This is a genomic window from Sphingomonas sp. TZW2008, assembly GCF_002117915.1.
Taxonomy (GTDB): Bacteria; Pseudomonadota; Alphaproteobacteria; order Sphingomonadales; family Sphingomonadaceae; genus Sphingomonas.
Genome location: NZ_BDJB01000008.1, coordinates 246,104 through 262,208, shown reverse-complemented (window position 1 = coordinate 262,208; position 16,105 = coordinate 246,104). Strand labels below are relative to the sequence as shown.

At 67.3% G+C, this 16,105-nt stretch carries 16 protein-coding genes; 9 read left to right on the top strand and 7 right to left on the bottom strand.

All coding sequences use genetic code 11. The features are described 5' to 3' along the window. Positions 1 to 19 precede the first annotated feature (19 nt). Together B7L05_RS11235 and B7L05_RS11230 are read left to right on the top strand one after the other, a co-directional pair. Positions 20 to 784 carry a histidine phosphatase family protein gene (locus B7L05_RS11235; protein ID WP_256926701.1) on the top strand — a complete coding sequence of 255 codons (765 nt, stop codon included), beginning with the start codon at positions 20 to 22 and terminating at the stop codon, positions 782 to 784. 5 nt (positions 785 to 789) lie between these two features. Beyond that, positions 790 to 1,671 carry an NAD(P)H-hydrate dehydratase gene (locus B7L05_RS11230; RefSeq protein ID WP_179187193.1) on the top strand — a complete coding sequence of 294 codons (882 nt, stop codon included), beginning with the start codon at positions 790 to 792 and terminating at the stop codon, positions 1,669 to 1,671. A gap of 43 nt (positions 1,672 to 1,714) precedes the next feature. Here the strand turns inward: B7L05_RS11230 and B7L05_RS11225 are convergent, their stop codons facing one another. Further along, positions 1,715 to 4,030, bottom strand: a complete 2,316-nt coding sequence (locus B7L05_RS11225) for an FdhF/YdeP family oxidoreductase (protein WP_085810350.1) — start codon at positions 4,028 to 4,030, stop codon at positions 1,715 to 1,717. A gap of 109 nt (positions 4,031 to 4,139) precedes the next feature. On the opposite strand from B7L05_RS11225, the gene B7L05_RS11220 reads away from it, so the two are divergent. After that, on the top strand, positions 4,140 to 4,796 hold the full coding sequence (locus tag B7L05_RS11220) for a sulfite oxidase-like oxidoreductase (protein WP_085810349.1): 657 nt from the start codon (positions 4,140 to 4,142) through the stop codon (positions 4,794 to 4,796). 18 nt (positions 4,797 to 4,814) lie between these two features. On the opposite strand, the gene B7L05_RS11215 is transcribed toward B7L05_RS11220, so the two are convergent. From B7L05_RS11215 to B7L05_RS11200, 4 genes are all read right to left on the bottom strand, one after another. Continuing rightward, positions 4,815 to 5,942, bottom strand: coding sequence for a zinc-binding dehydrogenase (locus tag B7L05_RS11215; RefSeq protein WP_085810554.1), 1,128 nt, complete (start codon positions 5,940 to 5,942; stop codon positions 4,815 to 4,817). A 116-nt stretch (positions 5,943 to 6,058) separates the two neighbouring features. Beyond that, complete coding sequence (locus B7L05_RS11210; RefSeq protein WP_085810348.1) at positions 6,059 to 7,879, bottom strand: NAD(P)/FAD-dependent oxidoreductase; 1,821 nt, start codon at positions 7,877 to 7,879, stop codon at positions 6,059 to 6,061. A gap of 93 nt (positions 7,880 to 7,972) precedes the next feature. Next, positions 7,973 to 8,728 (bottom strand): polyphosphate kinase 2, encoded by a 756-nt coding sequence (gene ppk2 / locus B7L05_RS11205; RefSeq protein ID WP_085810347.1) that lies wholly within the window; start codon positions 8,726 to 8,728, stop codon positions 7,973 to 7,975. 4 nt (positions 8,729 to 8,732) lie between these two features. Continuing rightward, entirely contained in the window at positions 8,733 to 9,917 is a 1,185-nt protein-coding gene (locus B7L05_RS11200) for an acetyl-CoA C-acyltransferase (RefSeq protein ID WP_085810346.1), read from the bottom strand. An 89-nt stretch (positions 9,918 to 10,006) separates the two neighbouring features. Between B7L05_RS11200 and B7L05_RS11195 the strand changes: the two genes are divergently transcribed. Genes B7L05_RS11195 through B7L05_RS11180 form a run of 4 tightly spaced genes read left to right on the top strand, consistent with a single transcriptional unit; the run spans position 10,007 to position 12,869 of the window. Further along, on the top strand, positions 10,007 to 10,258 hold the full coding sequence (locus B7L05_RS11195) for a hypothetical protein (RefSeq protein ID WP_256926700.1): 252 nt from the start codon (positions 10,007 to 10,009) through the stop codon (positions 10,256 to 10,258). Then, the gene (locus B7L05_RS11190; protein WP_085810345.1) at positions 10,251 to 11,000 is read left to right on the top strand and encodes an A24 family peptidase; all 750 of its coding nucleotides are present in this window, start codon (positions 10,251 to 10,253) and stop codon (positions 10,998 to 11,000) included. Before B7L05_RS11195 ends, B7L05_RS11190 begins: the two co-directional genes overlap by 8 nt. After that, positions 10,997 to 11,431 carry a hypothetical protein gene (locus B7L05_RS11185; RefSeq protein WP_085810344.1) on the top strand — a complete coding sequence of 145 codons (435 nt, stop codon included), beginning with the start codon at positions 10,997 to 10,999 and terminating at the stop codon, positions 11,429 to 11,431. The genes B7L05_RS11190 and B7L05_RS11185 overlap by 4 nt, the downstream gene beginning before the upstream one ends. 31 nt (positions 11,432 to 11,462) lie before the next feature. Beyond that, positions 11,463 to 12,869 carry a coniferyl aldehyde dehydrogenase gene (locus B7L05_RS11180; protein WP_085810343.1) on the top strand — a complete coding sequence of 469 codons (1,407 nt, stop codon included), beginning with the start codon at positions 11,463 to 11,465 and terminating at the stop codon, positions 12,867 to 12,869. Positions 12,870 to 12,934: 65 nt separating this feature from the next. Here the strand turns inward: B7L05_RS11180 and B7L05_RS11175 are convergent, their stop codons facing one another. Further along, positions 12,935 to 13,093, bottom strand: a complete 159-nt coding sequence (locus B7L05_RS11175; protein ID WP_085810342.1) for a YdcH family protein — start codon at positions 13,091 to 13,093, stop codon at positions 12,935 to 12,937. A 235-nt stretch (positions 13,094 to 13,328) separates the two neighbouring features. On the opposite strand from B7L05_RS11175, the gene B7L05_RS17690 reads away from it, so the two are divergent. Then, positions 13,329 to 13,526 (top strand): DUF465 domain-containing protein, encoded by a 198-nt coding sequence (locus B7L05_RS17690; protein ID WP_256926699.1) that lies wholly within the window; start codon positions 13,329 to 13,331, stop codon positions 13,524 to 13,526. Between the two features lie 81 nt (positions 13,527 to 13,607). After that, on the top strand, positions 13,608 to 14,072 hold the full coding sequence (locus B7L05_RS11165; protein WP_179187204.1) for a DUF1465 family protein: 465 nt from the start codon (positions 13,608 to 13,610) through the stop codon (positions 14,070 to 14,072). Between the two features lie 35 nt (positions 14,073 to 14,107). On the opposite strand, the gene B7L05_RS11160 is transcribed toward B7L05_RS11165, so the two are convergent. Further along, on the bottom strand, positions 14,108 to 15,970 hold the full coding sequence (locus B7L05_RS11160) for an ABC-F family ATP-binding cassette domain-containing protein (protein WP_085810339.1): 1,863 nt from the start codon (positions 15,968 to 15,970) through the stop codon (positions 14,108 to 14,110). Positions 15,971 to 16,105 lie beyond the last annotated feature (135 nt).

The window sequence follows — 16,105 nt, the reverse complement described above, 5'->3', positions numbered from 1 at the left end:
GATCGGGCATGTTGCGCCGGTGACGAACCGGCGATGGCCGTCACGGCTGTGGATCGTTCGGCACGGCCAGAGCGCAGGCAATGTCGCGCGCGACGCGGCCGATCGCGATGCGCTGGACCGGATCGCCCTCACCGGCCGCGATGTCGATGTGCCGTTGAGTACATTGGGGGAGCGGCAGGCGCTCGCGCTCGGCCAGTGGTTTGCGGCGATGCCGGAAGCCGAACGGCCCGACGCGCTGCTGGTATCGCCCTATGCGCGCGCGATCCGTACTGCCGAGCTGATCCGGTCGGCCGGCGGCGTCGATGCGGACGAGCCGCTGTGCATCGACGAGCGGTTGCGCGAGAAGGAGTTCGGCATCCTCGACGGGCTGACGACGCAAGGCATCCGCAACCTGATGCCCGATCAGGCCGAGTTCCGGCGGCTGCTGGGCAAATTCTATCATCGCCCGCCGGGCGGCGAGAGCTGGTGCGACGTGATCCTGCGGCTGCGCGCGGTGATCGACACGGTGGCGCTCCACTATGCCGGGCGGCGGGTGCTGATCGTCGCGCATCAGGTCGTGGTGCTGTGCCTGCGGTACATTCTCGAGAAGCTCGACGAGAGCGAGATCCTGGCGATCGATCGCGCGGGTAACGTCGCCAATTGTTCGGTCACCGACTACGCTTTCGTCGCCGATCGCCACACCGGCGGGCTGAAGCTGCAGCGCTACAATTTCGTCATTCCCGGTGACGGCGCGGGCGTTCCGGTGACCGCCGCGCCCGATACGCCGGTTGCGGTGCACGGATGAGCCGCGTGGAATCGATTGACGCGCGCTGGCGGCAGGCGAATCCATTGCCGACGATCGGCGGTGGCAGCGACAAGGACGCACGCGGCCTGACGCTGGTGGTCGGCGGATCGGCGCTGACGCCGGGCGTGACGCGGCTGACCGCCGAGGCCGCGTTTCGTGCGGGATCGGGCAAGGTGCGCATCGGCACGCTCGCCAGCGTCGCCGCGGGCGTTGGCATCGCGCTGCCCGAAGCCGGGATGATCGCCCTTGCGGAGCAGGATGGCGAGATCGGTGAGGCGGCCACCACCGTGCTGCGCCCACATATCGAGCGATGCCGCGCGCTGGTGATCGGGTGCGGTATGCGGCGCCGGCCCGAAGTCGCCGTGCTGCTCGCCGCGTCGCTCGCGTCGCTTGGCGAGCAGGCGGTGGCGGTAGTCGACGCGGGGATGCTTGGCGTGGTCGGCGAGGCGGCGGCGGCGGTGAAGCGCCTGCGTGGTCGAGCGATTCTGACGCCGCACCCGGGCGAGCTAGCGGGGCTGCTCGGCGTGGCGAAGGACGCTGTTACCGACGATCCGGTCGGCGCAGCGGCCGACGCGAGCGCACGCTTCGGTGCAACGGTCGTGCTGAAGGCGGCGCGCACGGTGCTCGCCGCTGACGGGCACGCACAGCTCGATCATTGGAGCGATTCGCCGGGGCTAGGCACCGCGGGCTCTGGCGACGTTCTGGCGGGCATCATCGGCGGGCTCGCCGCGCGCGGTGCCGCGCCACTCGTCGCCGCCGGTTGGGGCGTGTGGTTGCATGGCCGGGCGGGCGCTGCCGCCGCGGCTCAGATTGGCCCGGTCGGTTTCATCGCGCGCGAGCTTGCCGGCTTCGTGCCCGCGATCATGGCGGCCCAATCGCAGCGATAGCAGCAGGTACGCGCGGCGCGAGCGTACCGCGCGAGCCGCACCGTCAGGCGAGTATGCGGACGGGCACGCCCTTCGCCGCCGGTGTCTTCGATTCCTCGTCGTGGTACCACAGGGGCATCAACGGGTTGGTTTCCGGATAGTAAGCACCGATGCAGCCGCGCGGCAGCAGATAGGGCGTGATGACGAGCCCGCCGACCTGGCGCGTCTCGCCATCCTCCGCATCGCTGGCGAGCGTCACCGTCTGCCCCTCCGCGAGGCCTGCGGCGGCGATGTCTTCGGGGTTCATCAGCACGACGTCGCGCGTGCCCTCGATTCCGCGCAGGCGATCGGAGAAGCCGTAGATCGTAGTATTGAACTGATCGTTCGAGCGTAAAGTCATCAACCGCCAGCGCCCCGGCGCATCGCCAATGCCCATCGCCGACAGCGTCTTGGGAACGGTGAAGTCGGCCTTGCCGCTCTGCGTCTTCCATACGCGTTCGCGCGCCGAATTGCCGCGATAAAAACCACCGGGAGTGAAGACGCGCGCGTTGAAATCGCGGAACTGCTCTGGATACGTTTCCTCGATCAGATCGCGCACGATGCCATAGTCGGCAGTCCAATCGTCCCACTTCGCCTTGGGATTGGGCGGCAGCGTCGCCTTGGCGAGCCCGCAGACGATTGCCATCTCGGATTTCAAATGCTCGCTCGCCGGCGTGATGTTGCCGAGCGAGCCGTGGATGCACGACAGCGAATCCTCCATCGTCACCGCCTGCGCGCCCGTCACCTGCATGTCCTGCTCCGACCGGCCGAGGCAGGGGAGGAGGTAGGCGACCTCGCCGTTGATCAGATGGCTGCGATTGAGCTTGGTCGCGATCTGCACGGTGAGGCGCATCCGCGTCCACGCCGCCTCCATCTTCTCCGTCTCTGGGATCGCGCGGACGAAATTGCCGCCGAGGCTGAGGAACGCCTTGACCTCGCCCGAGAGGATCTTCTCGCACGCCGCAACGGTGTTCAGCCCCTCCTCGCGCGGCGGCTCGAAGCCGAACTGCTCGGCGAACTTGTCGAGCGGAACGAGCTCGGGCTTCTCCGAGATACCGACGGTGCGCTGGCCCTGAACGTTGGAGTGGCCGCGGATCGGCGAGACGCCCGCGCCGTCGCGCCCGATATTGCCCTTGAGCAGTGCGAAATTGACGAGCGTCGCGAGGTTCTCGAACCCGTGGACGTGCTGCGTCAGCCCCATGCCGTACATGAAGATCGTGCGTGGCGCGGCGATATAGACGTCCGCCGCCTGCTCGATGTCCGCGCGCGCGAGCCCGCTCTCACGCTCGATCTCGTCCCACGACAGCGCTTCGGCGTGCTCTTTGACCGCTTCGAAGCCGGCGGTGTGCTGCGCAATGAAATCGACGTCGAGGATGTGGCGCTTCTCCTCGCGCCAGCTGCGTTCCTCCATCGCGAGGACGTGCTTCACCATGCCGGTGATCGCCGCGATATCGCCGCCGGTCTTCACCTGCAGGTACAGTGAGGAAATGTCGGTGTGCTTCGGCGTCAGCATCTCGACCGGGCTCTGCGGGTTCTTGAACCGCTCCAGCCCCGTCTCGCGGATCGGGTTGAAGGTGACGATCTTGCATCCGCGCTTCACCGCTTCCTGCAGCGGGTGGAGCAGGCGCGGCGCGTTGGTGCCGGTGTTGTGCCCGAAGAAGAAGATCGCGTCGCACAGCTCGAAATCGTCGAGGACGCAGGTGCCTACGGGCGAGCCGATCACCTTTTTCAGCCCGACCGACGTCGTTTCGTGGCACATGTTCGAACTGTCGGGCAGGTTGTTGTGCCCGTACATGCGGGCGTAGAGCGCCCATAGGTAGCTCGTCTCGAGGCTGGCGCGGCCCGAGGCGTAGAAGACGGTCGACTTCGGATCGAGCGCCTTCAGCTCCGCGCCGATCGCGGTGAACGCCTCGTCCCAGCTGCATTCGACGTAGCGATCGCTCGCCGGATCGTAGCGCATCGGATGGGTTAGCCGCCCCTCCTGTTCGAGATCATAGTCGCGCCATTGCTTGAGCTCGGTGACGGTGTGCTTGGCGAAGAATCCGGGCGTGCAGCGCTTGGTGGTATTCTCCCACAACGTTGCCTTCGCTCCGTTCTCGCAAAATTCGAACGCGTGCGGCTTGGCCGGTTTGCCCCACGCACATGATACGCACATGAACCCGCCGGGCTTGTTCTGGCGCCGCAGCGTGTCGAGCACGGCCGGACGGGGGCGTTCACGCGCGAACGTCTCCACCATGCCGCGCATCGATCCCCAGCCGCCGGCCGAGCCGGAATAGTGAACGGTTTCGCTCTCGTCGGTCACGTGCTTTCCTTCTGGCTTCCGGCCGTGATCCGCCGACATGCAGACCGCCCCGCCAGCCTAACGCTCGTGACGCGCAAATGGATCATCGTCGGATTGCTTGGTACGCTGGCGGCACTGCCGGACGACGCGGCGAGGAAAAGGACGAGCGATGGACGACGAGACGCCGCCGGCGGACAGCAAGCTGACGCGATCGAAGCAGCGCTGGGCGAGCGAGCGCAAGTTCATCACCGACGCGCCTGCGCGCGCCGGCGACGAGCGCCTGCCGCCAGGCCAGCATCTGGTGAAGGACTGGCCGATCCTCGATCTCGGGCGAAAGCCCGACGTGCCGGTCGAGCGCTGGCGTTTGACGATCAAGGGCATGGTCGCGCGGCCGGTGACGCTCGACTGGGCGGCGTTTCTCGCGCTGCCGCAGGCGCACATCGTGTCCGACATCCACTGCGTGACGACGTGGTCGCGCTACGACAACGAGTGGGTGGGCGTCACGACGCGCGACCTGATCGATCTCGTCGAGCCGCGCGACGAGGCGCGGTTCGTCATGCTGCACGGTTCGGATGGCTATACTACGAACGTGCCGCTCGCCGACTTCGCCGCGGCCGACGCGCTGATCGCGCATCGCTGGGCGGGCAAGCCGATCACGCCCGACCATGGCGGGCCGGCGCGCGCGGTGATCCCGCATCTCTATTTCTGGAAAAGCGCCAAGTGGATCAGCGGCATCGAGTTCATCGGCGCCGACCGGCCCGGCTTCTGGGAGGTCAACGGCTATCACATGCGCGGCGATCCGTGGGCCGAGGAACGCTATCGCTGATCCCCGGCCCGGATCGGATCACGCGTTCGGGGTGATGAGGTACTTCTCGCCCGTCGCACGCTTACCATAGGCGGCAATGATCGCGGGATCGATCGCCTGGTCGAGGGTGATGCGCTGCGTGTACTTGCTGGCGAAGGTGGTCTTGAGTTCGCGTGCGACGCGGTCGCGCAGCCCCGCCGCCTCGGCTGCGCCGATATCTTCGAGGAAATAGGTCAGCAGCCAGCCGCCCATCCGCCAGCGCATGCCGAAGCTGCGCGTCAGTTCGGTCGGCGCGGTCGAGAGGCCGCCGTAGACGTAGACCTGCTTCATCTGGCGCGAGCCATAGGGGCCGTCGGCCTTTTGCGAGCGCAGCGCCGCCTGCTCCATCGCCGCAAGGATCTGGCCCGCGAGCTTGCCACCGCCGACCGCGTCGAACGCGAGATACGCACCCGTCGCCGCGATCGCGTCGATCAGCTTGGCCATGAAATCGTCCGCCGTCATGTCGACGACATGCTCGGCGCCGAGATCGCGCAGGATCTGCGCCTGCGCCTCGCTGCGCACAATGTTGACCAGCGGCACGCCATCCGCGGCGCACAGCTTGACGAGCATTTGCCCCAGGTTCGACGCGGCGGCGGTGTGGACGAGGCCCGAATAGCCCTCGCGCTTCATCGTGCCGACCATGCCGAGCGCGGTGAGCGGATTGACGTAGGACGAGGCGCCTTCCTCCGCGCTGGTTCCCTCGGGCACGATCATGCACGCGGCGGCGGGCACCTTGCGATACTGCGCGTAGAAGCCGCCGCCGGCGAGCGCGACCGTCTTGCCGAGCAGGGCCTGCGCGGCATCGGACGAGCCCGCCGCGACGACGGTGCCGGCGCCTTCGTTACCGACGGGAAGGTCGATCCCCGCACGTGCTGATAGCGCGCGCTGCACCGCGGGGGCGAGCGGGGCGGCGGTGCTGCCGTCGTCCTGCCGGGTGTAGCCCGCCGGGTCGGTGAGCGCGAGCAGCACGGCGAGATCGGACGGGTTGATCGGTGTCGCCTCGACGCGAACGAGCACCTCGTCGTCGCCGGGAACGGGCAGCGGCACGTCCTGGATCGACAGGCGAGCCTCACCGTCCTTCGTCACGGTGGATACGAGGCGGCGGTGGGTGGCGGGCAGATCGGTCATGGTCGCTCCTTTGATCGGTGATGCCTTGTTCACAACCGCATGCCCCGTGTCGAGCAATGTCGACACGGGCGTGCGAAGGGCAGGCTGTGGCGGAATGCGATGGGGGCAGAGCGGGCTCAGGCGAGCATCAACCCCTTCATGTCACCAGCCTCGCGCCACGCCTTGATCGTCGCGAAGAAGGCGTTGGGCCCCTTGCCGTAGCTGGAGAAGCTCGCCGCCTTGGGGCTAAGCTGCCCCTCGCCGTTGTAATAACCCGGCGTGCAATCCTCGAGGAACTTGCGGCGATCGAGCACCGCGGATAGGATTTCCTGCGTCCACGCCTCCTCGGCTTCCTCCGTCGGCTCGACGCGCGATTTCTGCGTGGCGAGTGCGTGGCCGATGATGTGTGCGGCATGGCCCGCCTGCTCGAGCAGCGCGTGCGGGTAATTGGCGGTGAAGCCCGACTGGACGACCGAGAAGATGAACATGTTGGGAAAGCCGTTGACCGTCATCCCGTGCAGCGTCTTGCCGCCTTCGGCCCATTTCTCCTCGAGCGTCCGGCCGCCGACGCCGTGGACGTCGTAGCCCGCTCGCCGCGCGTAGCTCGTTCCGACTTCGAAGCCCGTCGCGAAGATCAGGCAGTCGAGCTTATACTCCTTGCCCGCGACGACAACGCCGTCGCGCGTGATCCGCTCGACACCCTGACCGCCGGTGTCGACCAGCGACACGTTGGGGCGATTGAACGTCGGCAGGTAATCGTCGTGGAAGCAGGGGCGCTTGCAGAACTGATTGTACCACGGCTTGAGCGCGTCAGCGGTCGCCTTATCGGTGACGACCTCGTCGACGCGCGCACGGATCGATTCCATCTTCTGGAAATCGGCGAGCTGGACGAGCTCGTCGGGGTTCTGCGCCCCGCTGCGCGCCGCCTTCATCCGCGCGATCATGCCTAGGTTGCGGATGATGTCGGTCCACCCGTCGTTGACCAGATCCTCCTCGGCCCAACCGCCCGAGACGAGCGTGTTGAAATTCTCCATCCGGTGCTGGTGCCAGCCGGGGGTGAGCGCCTGCGCCCATTGCGGATCGGTCGGCCGATCGCCGCGCACGTCGATCGAGGAAGGCGTGCGCTGGAAGACGAGCAGCTCCTTCGCCGCCGCGCCGAGATGCGGCACGCACTGCACCGCGGTCGCCCCGGTGCCGATGATGCCGACCACCTTGTCGCCGAGCCGGTCGAGCCCGCCGTTCTGATCACCGCCGGTATAGTCGTAATCCCAGCGGCTGGTGTGGAAGGTGTGGCCCTCGAACTGTTCGATTCCCGGAATGCCGGGCAGCTTCGGGCGGTGCAGCGGGCCGTTCGCCATGACGACGAAGCGCGCGCGGATCGCATCGCCGCGATTGGTCGAGATCGTCCAGCGGCGGCTGTCCTCGTCCCACCGCATGTCGGTGACTTCGGTCTGGAACAGCACGTCGCGGTACAGATCGTAGGTCTCGGCGATGCGCCGCGAATAGGCGCGGATCTCGGGACCTTGGCTGTACTTGCGCTCAGGAACGAAACCCGTCTGTTCGAGCAGCGGCAGATAGACATAGCTCTCGATATCGCACGCCGCACCGGGATAGCGGTTCCAATACCAGGTACCGCCGAACTCGCCGCCCTTCTCGATGATGCGCACGTCAGCGATGCCCGCCTCGCGCAGCTTAGCGCCGGCGAGCAGCCCGCCGAACCCGCCGCCGATCACCACGACGTCCTTTTCGTCCGCCAGCGGAGTCCGATCGATCGGTTGCTCGAGATAGGGGTCCTCAAGATAATGGGCGAACTTGCCCGTCATCTCGAGATACTGCTCGTTCGCATCGGCGCGCAGCCGCTTGTCGCGCTCGGCGAGATATTTGGCCTTGAGCGCTGCCGGATCGAAATCCAGCGTCATGTCGGGCGCGTCGTGCACCCCCTGCGACTCGAGTGTCATCCTGCCTCTCCGTTCCTATCTTTGGAACGCATTATGGCTCGGCCGCCGGCGGAGAGGTAGCGAAAGTTGCGTAGAGTAGCGCGCCCGCCGCGGTCAGCGCTCCAGCCGACCGTCGCCGATCGCGCTTGCTTCGAACGCGAACAGCGTATCGGGATCGGGCACGACGACCTCTCCCGCGACCTTGGCGGGGGCAAGCTCATGAAGCAGATGCTGAATGATCGCGCGGCGCGCGCGCTTCTTGTGGTCGGCGCGCACGCATACCCACGGCGCCTGCGGCGTGCTCGTCCGCGTCAGCATCGTGTCGCGCGCGACGGTATAATCGTCCCACTTGTCCTGCGCGACGGCATCGAGCGCGGAGATCTTGAGCGCCTTGAGCGGATCGTCGCGGCGCGACTCGAGCCGGTCGGCCTGCTCGCCCCGCGAGATGTCGAGCCACAGCTTCACGAGTTTGATGCCGTCGCCCACCAGCATCGCCTCGAACCTGGGCACGTCTTCGAGGAAGCGTTCCTGCTGCTCGGGCGTCGAGAAGCCGTTGACCACCTCGACACCGGCGCGATTGTACCAGCTACGGTTGAAGACCACGAGCTCGCCCGCCGACGGCAGATGCGCGACGTAGCGCTGGAAGTACCACTGCGTCCGCTCGTGCGCACTTGGCTTGGGAAGCGCAACGACGCGCGTTTGCCGGACCGCTAAATGGCGGGTGAGGGTGCGGATCGCGCCGTCCTTGCCCGCGGTATCGCGCCCTTCGAGTACGACGACGGCGCGCTCGCCGCTCTCGGCCGACCATTGCTGATAGCGGACGAGCGCGACCTGAAGGTCGTGATCCTCCTCGGCGTGATCCTTGCCCAACCGCTCAGACCAGCTCGATCGCGACCGCCGTCGCCTCGCCGCCGCCGATGCACAGGCTGGCGACCCCGCGCTTCTTGCCGTGCGTCTTCAGCGCGGCGACGAGCGTGGTGATGATGCGTGCGCCCGACGCGCCGATCGGGTGGCCGAGCGCGGTCGCGCCGCCGTGAACGTTGATCTTGTCGTGTGGGATGCCGAGATCGCGCATCGCGAACATCGCGACGCAGGCGAACGCCTCGTTGATTTCGAACAGGTCGACATCGTCGATCGACCAGCCGGCCTTTTTCAGCAGCTTCTCGATCGCGCCGACCGGGGCGGTAGTGAAGGCCGCGGGCTCCTGCGCGTGGGCGGCGTGTGCGACGATCCGAGCGACGGGCGTTTGCCCCTTCGCCTCGGCGATGCTGGCACGCGTCAATACCAGCGCGGCGGCACCGTCGGAGATCGACGAGCTGGTCGCAGCGGTGATGGTGCCGTCCTTGGCGAACGCAGGCTTCAGCGTCGGGATCTTGTCGGGCATGCCGCGGCCGGGCTGCTCGTCGGTATCGACCACCACGTCGCCCTTACGCGTTGCGACGGTAACAGGGACGATCTCGCCGGCAAAGGCACCCGACGCGATCGCGGACTGCGCGCGACGCAGCGATTCGATCGAGTAATCGTCCTGCGCCTGCCGCGTCAGCTGATAGTCGTTGGCGGTATCCTGCGCGAAGGTGCCCATCGCGCGGCCAGCCTCGTACGCGTCCTCGAGCCCGTCGAGGAACATATGATCGTAGGCGGTATCATGGCCGATCCGCGCGCCTGAGCGGTGCTTCTTGAGGATGTACGGCGCGTTGGTCATGCTCTCCATCCCACCGGCGACGACGATATCGACCGATCCCGCGGCGAGCGCCTCGGCCCCCATGATGACGGTCTGCATGCCAGACCCACAAACCTTGTTGACCGTCGTCGCCTGTACCGATTTGGGCAGTCCGGCTTTGATCGCCGCTTGACGCGCGGGGGCCTGGCCGAGCCCCGCGGGCAGCACGCAGCCCATGTAGATCCGTTCGATATCGCTGCCGTCGACGCCCGCCCGCTCGACCGCCGCCTTCACCGCCGTCGCGCCGAGATCGGTCGCGGAAACGTCGGCGAGCGCGCCCTGCATCCCGCCCATCGGGGTGCGCGCGTACGAAAGAATCACGACCGGATCGGTGGCCATTGTAATGCTGCTCCGCAAAAATCTAATGGCCAGAGTGTAAGACTGATCGGGCGCAATTACAAAGGTGGCGCCGCTGTGTAGGAAAGTGAATGGACAGCCTTACCGACGTGCTGAAATGGAGCGCCTCGATCAGCGGCATGATCGCCGCATTCATGGTTTCGCTCGATCTGGGGCGGCGCGTGACTGGGTGGGGCTTCGTCCTATTCGTCGGATCCTCAATCTGCTGGATCAGCGGGGCGGCTCTGACCGGTGACTGGGCGCTCGGCACGCAGAATGTCGTGCTGTTCGCGATCAACCTGTTCGGCGTATATCGCTATCTGATACGAAAGACGGGTGTCTGATCTTTTCTGGCCCGTCGTTCTCGGCTTTCTGGGTGCGATTGTCGGCAGCTTTCTCGCGACTGTCGCGCTGCGCTGGCCGGCAAACCGCTCCGCGCTGCGAGGGCGGTCCGCGTGTGACGCGTGCGGACAGGGAATTACGACGTATCATCTAATCCCTTTGGTCAGTTGCATGTTGCTTCGCGGCAGAGCAGCATGCTGCGGTGCGAAGATCTCAGGCCTGCACTGGCAGGTGGAGCTCGGATGCGCGGTGGCAGGTATGCTCGCCGGCTTCGTGACACCCGGTCCGGCGGGACTTGCGGTGGCGGCGTTCGGCTGGCTGCTCGTGCTCGTCGTCGCGCTGGACGCAACCGAGATGTGGATTCCAGACGCGCTAACCGGCGCGATCGCGATCAGCGGCGTGCTCACCGCGACGATCCTGCCGCCGCCGCTGAGTGAGCGATTGATCGGCGGCGCGGCCGGGTTCGGTGCGCTGTGGGGAATCGGCTTCGCCTATCGGCGGCTGCGCGGGCAGGAAGGACTGGGCGGTGCCGATCCTAAGTTGTACGGCGGCATCGGTCTGTGGCTCGGCTGGCGGATGCTGCCGCCGGTGCTGCTCTTCGCAGCGCTGATCGGGCTCGGGATCGTCGCGTGGCGGACGGCGACGGGGCGGTCGGTCGCGCACGACGATGCCGTGCCGTTCGGTGCGTACCTCGCACTCGCGGCTTACCCGGCGCTGCTGCTCGTGATAGGAATGGGGGCATGATCGCGCTTCTTCTCGCGCTCGCGGCTCCTGAGCCGCCCAAGCCGCCGGCGTCGATCGACGGCCTGCCGATCGCCGCGCTGCCGCGCCAGGCGCTGCCGGCAAGCGGGTGCGCGGCCTATCTGTTCAGCACGGGGACAACGCGCTCGCTGGTCGCGATGGCGACCGCGGCGGCGGGATCGCTGCAACTCGCGCTCGACGGCAAGCCGACGAGCTTCGCGCTGGCGACGCAGCGCGGCGCGGCAGGTTTCGGCTTCGGAACGACGACCGAGTATCGCGGCGGCGACGTGATTGCGACGCTCGACCTGACGATTGCGACGCGGCGCGACGTGACGCAGGGCGCGGTGATCGACGCGGGCACGTTGCGGATCGATCGGACGGGCAAGGACACGATCGTCCTGCCGGTAGCGGGGCTGATCGGCTGCGCGGCCTGAGCGGGGCGACGAACACGAGGGGAGTGGCGGCATGAAGGACGTATTGGCGGCGCAGCGCGAGAACTTCATGACGGCGCTGCCCGAGCCATTGTCGGTGCGCAAGGATCGGCTGAAACGCGCTGCCGCGATGATCCGCGACCATGCCGATCGCTTCTGCGACGCCCTGAGCGAGGATTTCGGGCATCGCAGCCGCGAGCAATCGATGATGACCGATATCGCCGGGTCGATCGGCCCGATCGATCATGCGCTGAAGAACCTCGACCGGTGGTCGCGGACGGAGAAGCGATCGGTGCAGTTCCCGCTCGGGCTGCTCGGCGCCAAAGCGTGGGTCGAGTATCAGCCGAAGGGCGTGATCGGCGTGATCGCGCCGTGGAACTTCCCGGTGAACCTCGTCATGTCGCCGCTCGCGGGCGTGTTCGCGGCGGGCAATCGCGCAATGGTGAAGACGAGCGAATATACGCCGGTGACCGCCGCATTGTTCGAGGAGATCGTCGGCCGGTACTTCGATCCGGTCGAGCTTGCCTTCGTTTCGGGCGGACCGGAGGTGGGGCAGGCGTTCGCCGCGCTGCCGTTCGACCATCTGCTGTTCACGGGTGCCACCGGGATCGGCCGCCACATCCTGCACGCGGCGGCGGACAATCTGACGCCAGTGACGTTGGAACTCGGCGGCAAATCGCCGGTGATCGTCGGTAAGGGCGCCGACGTGAAGCAGACCAGCGAGCGCATAGCGATCGGCAAGATGCTCAACGCCGGCCAGATCTGCCTCGCGCCCGATTACGTGCTGGTGCCATCGGAGCAGGAGGAGGCGGTCGTCGACGGGCTGAAGGCCGCGGCGAGCGCGATGTATCCGAAGCTGCTGGCCAACCCCGACTATACCAGCGTGGTCAACGATCGGCATTTCCAGCGCCTCCACGACTGGATTGAGGATGCGCGTGCGAAGGGCGCGCGGGTCGAGGTGGTCAATCCGGCGAACGAGGATTTCAGCAGCACCAACAGCCGCAAGATGCCGCTGCATATCGTGCGCGACGTGACCGACGACATGACGCTGATGCAGGAGGAGATCTTCGGCCCGGTGCTGCCGGTGCGGTGCTACGACGGGATCGACGGCGCAATCGCCGAGGTCAATCGGCGCGATCGGCCACTAGGCCTCTATTATTTCGGCAGCGACGAGGGCGAACGGCGCCGCGTACTCGACCGGACGATATCGGGCGGGGTGACGCTCGACGATGTCGTGTTCCACGTGTCGATGGAGGATCTGCCGTTCGGCGGCGTCGGGCCATCGGGCATGGGTGCCTATCATGGCTATGACGGCTTCCGCACGTTCAGCCATGCGAAGGCGGTGTACAAGCAGGCGCGGATCGACGTTGCCAAACTCGCCGGATTGAAGCCGCCGTACGGCGCCGCGACGCGTAAGGCGGTAGCGCGGCAGATCGGCTAGGCTGTCGATCGGCGGTCGGGCCCGGCGCGGCGTGATCCGTGCCGGCCCCGTTTCGCCGCAGGCGATCAGTGCGCCGCGGCGATTTCCTCCTTCAGGCGCAGCTTCTGCTTCTTAAGGTCCGCGATCAGCAGGTCGTCGGGATGCGGCCGGTGATTCTCGGCCGCGATGCGCTGATCGAGCACGGCATGCTTGGCTTCGAGTGCCGAAAGATGCGCGGTCTGCATAACAGATGTCTCCGTGTGCCTGTTGCGGGGGTAGGGACTACAACACGCCCGGACGTAAAAGTCCTCATCGAAATTGCGCGTCCTGCGACCGGTCGATGACGGGATGAGACGTCTTGCAGGCGGAACGACTTTTCGCCTTGCGCGGTTCGTCGTTCTGCTATTGGCGATCGTGGGCAGAACGGGTGGTTTCGCGGGGGCCTGGGGAGGGCCCGGACGGGGCTGCGGGGGAGCATCGGTGGACGACAGTCAGATCATCGCGCGGCTCGCTGCGCTGCGACTAGAGCATCGCGATCTCGATTCGGCGATCGCAGCGCTGGCCGGCGAGGCGGCGGGCGACCAGATGCAGCTCGCCCGGTTGAAGAAGCGCAAGCTGCGGCTGCGCGACGAAATTGCCGCGCTCGAGGATCATCTGATCCCGGACATCATCGCGTGAGTATCGCTTTGGGACGCGGCATGGTTACGGTGCTGCTTTGTACCCGTCGCGCCGATCGGGGAAGCGTGTAACACGATGGCCATGCCTGTGCGCCCGCTCGCTGACTCGCCGGTTCACCGCCGCCTGATCGACGCCCTGTACGTCGAGGCGATGGTGCTCGCGGACGACGCGCGCGGCTATTTCGACGAGGGCGGGCGCGTCGAGCGCGAGGCGCTGGCGCCGATGGCGCGTGTGACGTTCAGCTGCGAGTCGCTCAAGGTCACGACGCGGCTGATGCACGTCATCGCCTGGCTGCTGACGCAGCGCGCGGTATTGGCGGGTGAGCTTAGGCCGCGCGACGCGCTCGATCCCTCGCGGCGGCTGGGCGAGCAGCCGGTGTCGGAGGCGGCGTCGGTGCGCGAGCTGCCCGAACAAGCGCGCGCGATGGTCGCCGCGAGCATCGATCTCCACCGCCGCGTCGCGCGGCTCGACGCGGCGCAGGTGCTCGGCACGCCGGAAGAGAGCCCGGCGCGGCAGATGATGCAGCGGCTCGCGATGGCGTTCTGAAGCCTTGTGCCCGGCGCCGGTCGGGCGGCGAGCCCTTAGGCTTCCTCAAGCGCGGCGGTCGCCTCCAGCCAGCGCGCCTCGGCCGCCTCGATCCGCTCGGTCAGCGCCGACCGGCGCTTCATCAGATCGCTCATCGCCAGCTTGGCGAGCGCGCCGCTGGCACTGGCGGGATCAAACATCGCGCGCTCGATCGCCGAGCGATCGGCGTTGAGCGACGCGATCTCGCCCTCCATCTCCTTGGCGACCTTGCGCCACGCCTTCTCGCTCTCGCGCTTCTCGGCGGCGGCCTTGCGATCCTTGGCGGCTTCCTTGCGCGCCGCCTTGCCTTCGCCCTTCGGCTCCTTGGCGAGGACCAGCGCGACGTAATCGTCGAGGCTGCCGTCGAACTCGCGCGCCGTGCCGTCGTCGACCAGCACGAGGCGATCGGCGGTCAGCTCGACCATGTGGCGATCGTGGCTGACGATCAGCACCGCGCCCTTATAGTCGTTGAGCGCCTGGACCAGCGCCTCGCGCGCGTCGACGTCGAGGTGGTTGGTAGGCTCGTCGAGGATCAGGAGGTGCGGCGCCTCGCGCGTGATCAGCGCGAGCGCGAGCCGCGCCTTCTCTCCGCCCGACATCTTGCCGACCTTGGCGGTCGCGCGATCGCCCGAGAAGCCAAAGCGGCCGAGCTGCGCGCGCACCGCGGCGGGGGTGGCGCCCTTCATCACCCGCGTCATGTGCGCGAGCGGGGTATCGTCCGCCTCGAGTTCCTCCACCTGATATTGCGTGAAATAGCCGACGCGCATCCGGCCGGTGGCCGCCATGCCGCCTTCCATCGGCGCGAGCTGCGCCGCGATCAACCGCGCGAACGTCGTCTTGCCGTTGCCGTTGCGCCCGAGCAGCGCGATGCGATCGTCGGGATCCATCCGCAGGTTGAGCTTGCGCAGGATCGGCGTGTCGCCGTAGCCGACGCTGGCGTGATCGAGCGTGACGAGCGGCGGCCGCAGCGGCTCAGGATCGGGGAAACCGAACGACAGCGTCGGATCGTTGGCGAGCTCCGCGATCGGCTGCATCTTGGCGAGCATCTTGGCGCGGCTCTGCGCCTGCTTGGCGGTGGACGCGCGCGCCGAGTTGCGCGCGACGTAGTCCTGCAGCTTGGCGCGCTGCGCGTCCTGGTTCGCCTTGGCGGCGGCGAGCTGCGCCATCCGTTCGGCGCGCTGCCGCTCGAACGAATCATAGCCGCCGGCGTACAGCGTCGTCTTGCCGCCCTGCAGGTGCAGGATGTGATCGACGACGTTGTTGAGGAAATCACGCTCGTGGCTGACGACAACGATCGTCGCCCGGTACGCGCGCAGGAAATCCTCCAGCCACATCACCGCTTCGAGATCGAGGTGGTTCGACGGTTCGTCGAGCAGCAGCAGATCGGGCTGCGAGAACAGCAGCGCGGCGAGCGCGACGCGCATCTTCCAGCCGCCCGAGAAACTGTCGAGCGGACGGTTCTGCGCGTCCTCGTCGAACCCGAGGCCGAGCAGGATCTGCGACGCGCGAGCGGGCGCAGTATAGGCGTCGATCGCGATCAGCCGCTCGTAGATGTCGCCGAGCTTCTCCGGATCGGCCTCGGTCTCGCTCTGCTCCATCAGCCGCGCGCGTTCGGTGTCCGCGGCAAGCACGGTGTCGAACGGGGTCGCATCGCCCGCCGGCGCCTCCTGAGCGATATAGCCGATGCGTGCGCCGCGCGGCATGTCGATCGACCCGCCGTCGGGCTCGATCTGGCCGGCGATCACCTTCACCATCGTCGACTTGCCCGCGCCGTTACGGCCAATCAGCCCGACGCGACTGCCCGGCGGCAGCGAGGCCGACGCGCCGTCGAGGATCGCGCGCCCACCCAGGCGCACGGTGATGCCGTTGATCGTAAGCATGCGCGCGCCGTTAGCATCTATTGCAGCGCGGCGAAATGGAGCGCGCAGCGGCCGTCGCAGACACATTGCGTCACAAACCCGTCGCAATCAGCGCCTAGCAGCGGCGGCGGGAGATGGCGGGGGTCATCCAGCAAT